Genomic DNA, 3560 nt, shown 5'->3' on the forward strand with positions numbered 1-3560 from the left:
GGTCATGACTTCTCTCCTTCTTCGGCGGTGGGGGCGGCTGCGGGGTTGGACGTGGAGGCGGCGCGCGTCCCGTCGTGGTTGACCGTCGCGGCGTCCAGGAACGCGGGGCGCTCCCCTCCCCCGTGCACCAGCAGGCTCGCCCCGGTGACGTACGCGGCCAGGTCGGACGCGAGGAAGACGCAGGCGTCGCCGATCTCGGCGGGTTCGGCGAGCCGGCCCAGCGGCACGGTGCGGCCGACGGCCGCGATGCCCTGCTCGTCGCCGTAGTGGAGGTGCGAGAGCTCGGTGCGGACCATGCCGAGGACCAGGGTGTTGACGCGGATGCGCGGGGCCCATTCGACGGCCATGGAGCGGGCGAGGTTCTCCAGGCCCGCCTTGGCGGCGCCGTACGCGGCCGTGCCCGGCGAGGGCCTCGCGCCGCTGACGCTGCCGATCATGGTGATGGAACCGCCGGTGGCGGCCAGTGCCCGGCGCGCGGCGAGCGAGGCCGTCATGGGGGCGATGAGGTTGAGTTCGACGGCCCGCGCGGCGCGCCTCGGATCGCTGTCGGCGAGGAGCCGGTGCGGGCTGCCGCCGGCGTTGTTGACGAGGGCGTCGAGCCGCCCGTACGCGTCCTCGACCTGCTCGAAGAGGCGGGCGGACGCCTCCGGGTCGCGGAGGTCCACGGCGTGGAAGCGGGCGGTTCTGCCGCCGGCCTCGACGGGGCGGTCGGGCGGGCGGCGGGCGCAGGCGACGACTTCGGCGCCGGCGGCCAGCAGGGCGCGGCTGATGCCCGCGCCGACGCCCCGCGTGCCGCCGGTGACGACGGCGACGCGGCCGGACAGATCGATGGTGACTGTCACATGGCACCTCCCGCAGCGGCCGATCCGCTGCTACCTTCGCACCTAACAAACGTTTGGTGGAAAGGTAGCTGATCCGCTCATGGGTGTCTCCACCTCCGCACCGCAGGACGGCGTCCGCGTCGTCACGGTGGACTTCCCACCGGTCAACGCCCTCCCCGTACGCGGCTGGCACGAACTGGCCGAAGCCGTACGGGGTGCGGGCGCCGACCCCGACACGCGCTGCGTCGTACTGACCGCCGCCGGGCGCGGCTTCAACGCGGGCGTCGACATCAAGGAGATCCAGCGCGGCGACGGCCACGAGGCGCTCATCGGCGCCAACCGCGGCTGCTACGAGGCGTTCGCGGCGGTCTACGAGTGCGAGGTGCCGGTGGTGGCGGCCGTGCACGGGCACTGCCTCGGCGGCGGCATCGGGCTCGTCGGCAACGCGGACGCCATCGTGGCGAGCGAGGACGCCGTCTTCGGGCTGCCGGAGCTGGACCGGGGGGCGCTCGGCGCGGCCACCCACCTCGCCCGCCTCGTCCCGCAGCACCTGATGCGCGCCCTCTACTACACCTCGCGGACCGCGACCGCCCGGGAGCTGCACCACCACGGCTCCGTCTGGCAGGTCGTCAGCCGCGAGGAACTTCCCGACGCGGCACTGGCGTTGGCCCGGGAGATCGCCGCCAAGGACGGCGCTCTGATCCGGCTCGCCAAGGCCGCCATCAACGGCATCGACCCGGTGGACGTGCGGCGCAGCTACCGCTTCGAGCAGGGCTTCACCTTCGAGGCCAACCTCAGCGGCACGGCCGACCGCGTCCGCGCCACCTTCGGCAGCGAGGAGTAGCCGTGGCCCGCGACAGGACCGACAAACTCATGACGGCCGATCAGGTCGTAGCCCGCCTGGAGAGCGGCATGACGGTCGGCATCGGCGGCTGGGGGTCCCGGCGCAAGCCGATGGCCCTGGTCCGTGCGCTGCTGCGCTCCGAGGTGACCGATCTGACCGTGGTCTCCTACGGCGGCCCGGACGTGGGGCTGCTGGCAGCGGCCGGGCGGATTCGCAAGCTGGTCGCGGCGTTCGCGACGCTCGACTCGATCCCCCTCGAACCCCACTTCCGCGCCGCCCGCCAGCGCGGGGACTTCGAACTGATGGAGCTGGACGAGGCGATGTTCATGTGGGGGCTGACGGCGGCCGCGCACCGGCTGCCGTTCCTGCCCGTACGGGCCGGACTCGGCTCCGACGTGATGACGGTCAACCCGTCGCTGCGCACGGTCGCCTCGCCGTACGAGGACGGCGAGGAGTTCGTGGCCGCGCCCGCGCTGACGCTGGACGCGGCGCTCGTCCACCTCAACCGCGCGGACGCGCACGGCAACGGCCAGTACCTGGGCCCGGACCCGTACTTCGACGACCTGTTCTGCGAGGCGGCCACGGACGCGTACGTCTCCTGCGAACGCGTCGTGGAGACCGCCGAGTTCGCCGAGGCGGGCGGCCCGCAGACGCTGCTGGTGGGGCGTCAGGGGGTGACGGGCGTCGTGGAGGCGCCGAACGGGGCGCACTTCACGTCCTGTGTGCCGGACTACGGGCGTGATGAGGCGTTCCAGGCCGCGTACGCCAAGGCCGCCGCCGACCCCGCCGCGTGGCGGGAGTTCACCGGGCGCTTCCTCGACGGGAACGAGGACGCCTATCAGGCCGCGGTCGCGGCCTTCGCGAAGGAGGGCGCATGAGCGACGGGAACACGCCGGGGACGGGAGCGACCCGCGCCGAGTACTGCGCAATCGCCTGTGCGGAGGCGTGGCGCGGCGACGGCGAGATCCTGGCCAGCCCGATGGGCACGGTGCCGAGCGTCGGGGCGCGGCTGGCCAAGCTGACGTTCGCGCCGGAGTTGCTGCTCACGGACGGCGAGGCGCTGCTGATCGGCGACGTGCCGGCGCTCGGCGAGGCGGCGCGGATCACCGAGGGGTGGCTGCCCTACCGGCGGCATCTGGCGATGGTCACCGGCGGCAAGCGCCATGTGATGATGGGCGCGAGCCAGCTCGACCGCTACGGCAACCAGAACATCTCCTGCATCGGCGACTGGCAACGGCCCGCCCGGCAGCTCCTCGGCGTCCGCGGCGCGCCCGCCAACACCCTGAACAATCCGACGAGTTACTGGGTGCCCAAGCACTCGACGCGGGTGCTGGTGGAGAAGGTCGACATGGTGTGCGGCGTCGGCTACGAGCGGGCGGCGGCGGCCGGGCCGTCGGCGACGCGGTTCCACCGCATCCCGCGGGTCGTCACGGATCTCGCCGTCCTGGACTTCGAGACGCCGGACCACCGTATGCGGGTACGGTCCCTGCACCCCGGCGTGAGCGCGGACCGGCTCCGCGAGGCCACGGGCTTCCCGCTCGACGTGCCGGACGACGTCCCGCGCACCCGCGAGCCGACCGCCGAGGAGCTGCGGCTGATCCGGGAGGTCATCGACCCGCGCGGGCTGCGGAACAGGGAGGTGCGGCCGTGAGCGAGCGGCGGATCGCGACGCCGCTCACCGAGTTGGTCGGCGTGCGCCATCCGCTGGTGCAGACCGGCATGGGCTGGGTCGCGGGACCCCGGCTGGTGTCCGCGTCCGCCAACGCCGGGGCGCTGGGCATCCTCGCCTCCGCGACCATGACGCTCCCTCAACTCCGTTCCGCGATAAGGAAGGTGAGGGAGCGTACGGAGGCGCCGTGCGGGGGCAATCTGCGGGCGGGGGCGGGGGACGCGGC

The 3560-nt window shown here is 73.5% G+C and carries 5 protein-coding genes; 4 read left to right on the top strand and 1 reads right to left on the bottom strand.

What is annotated here, in order from left to right:
* Positions 1-2: 2 nt before the first annotated feature.
* Positions 3-842, bottom strand: coding sequence for an SDR family oxidoreductase (locus ACFU99_RS37525; RefSeq protein WP_384401319.1), 840 nt, complete (start codon positions 840-842; stop codon positions 3-5).
* Positions 843-921: 79 nt separating this feature from the next.
* On the opposite strand from ACFU99_RS37525, the gene ACFU99_RS37530 reads away from it, so the two are divergent.
* The 4 genes from ACFU99_RS37530 to ACFU99_RS37545 all read left to right on the top strand — a co-directional run.
* A complete protein-coding gene (locus tag ACFU99_RS37530) occupies positions 922-1665 on the top strand; it encodes an enoyl-CoA hydratase family protein (protein WP_384401322.1) in 744 nt (247 codons plus the stop codon).
* A gap of 29 nt (positions 1666-1694) precedes the next feature.
* Positions 1695-2543 (top strand): CoA transferase subunit A, encoded by an 849-nt coding sequence (locus ACFU99_RS37535; RefSeq protein WP_384401328.1) that lies wholly within the window; start codon positions 1695-1697, stop codon positions 2541-2543.
* Positions 2540-3316 (top strand): CoA-transferase subunit beta, encoded by a 777-nt coding sequence (locus ACFU99_RS37540; protein ID WP_384401325.1) that lies wholly within the window; start codon positions 2540-2542, stop codon positions 3314-3316. The genes ACFU99_RS37535 and ACFU99_RS37540 overlap by 4 nt, the downstream gene beginning before the upstream one ends.
* A gap of 11 nt (positions 3317-3327) precedes the next feature.
* Positions 3328-3560, top strand: a 233-nt coding sequence (locus ACFU99_RS37545; RefSeq protein WP_384401331.1) for a nitronate monooxygenase, incomplete at its 3' end; no start/stop codon positions are given.

The organism is Streptomyces sp. NPDC057654 (genome assembly GCF_042800135.1).
Classification (GTDB): domain Bacteria; phylum Actinomycetota; class Actinomycetes; order Streptomycetales; family Streptomycetaceae; genus Streptomyces.

Excerpts from the sequence above, each read along its gene's own strand:
- ACFU99_RS37530 (WP_384401322.1), top strand. The coding sequence starts at position 922 with ATGGGTGTCTCCACCTCCGCACCGCAGGACGGCGTCCGCGTCGTCACG.
- ACFU99_RS37535 (WP_384401328.1), top strand. The coding sequence starts at position 1,695 with ATGACGGCCGATCAGGTCGTAGCCCGCCTGGAGAGCGGCATGACGGTC.
- ACFU99_RS37540 (WP_384401325.1), top strand. The coding sequence starts at position 2,540 with ATGAGCGACGGGAACACGCCGGGGACGGGAGCGACCCGCGCCGAGTAC.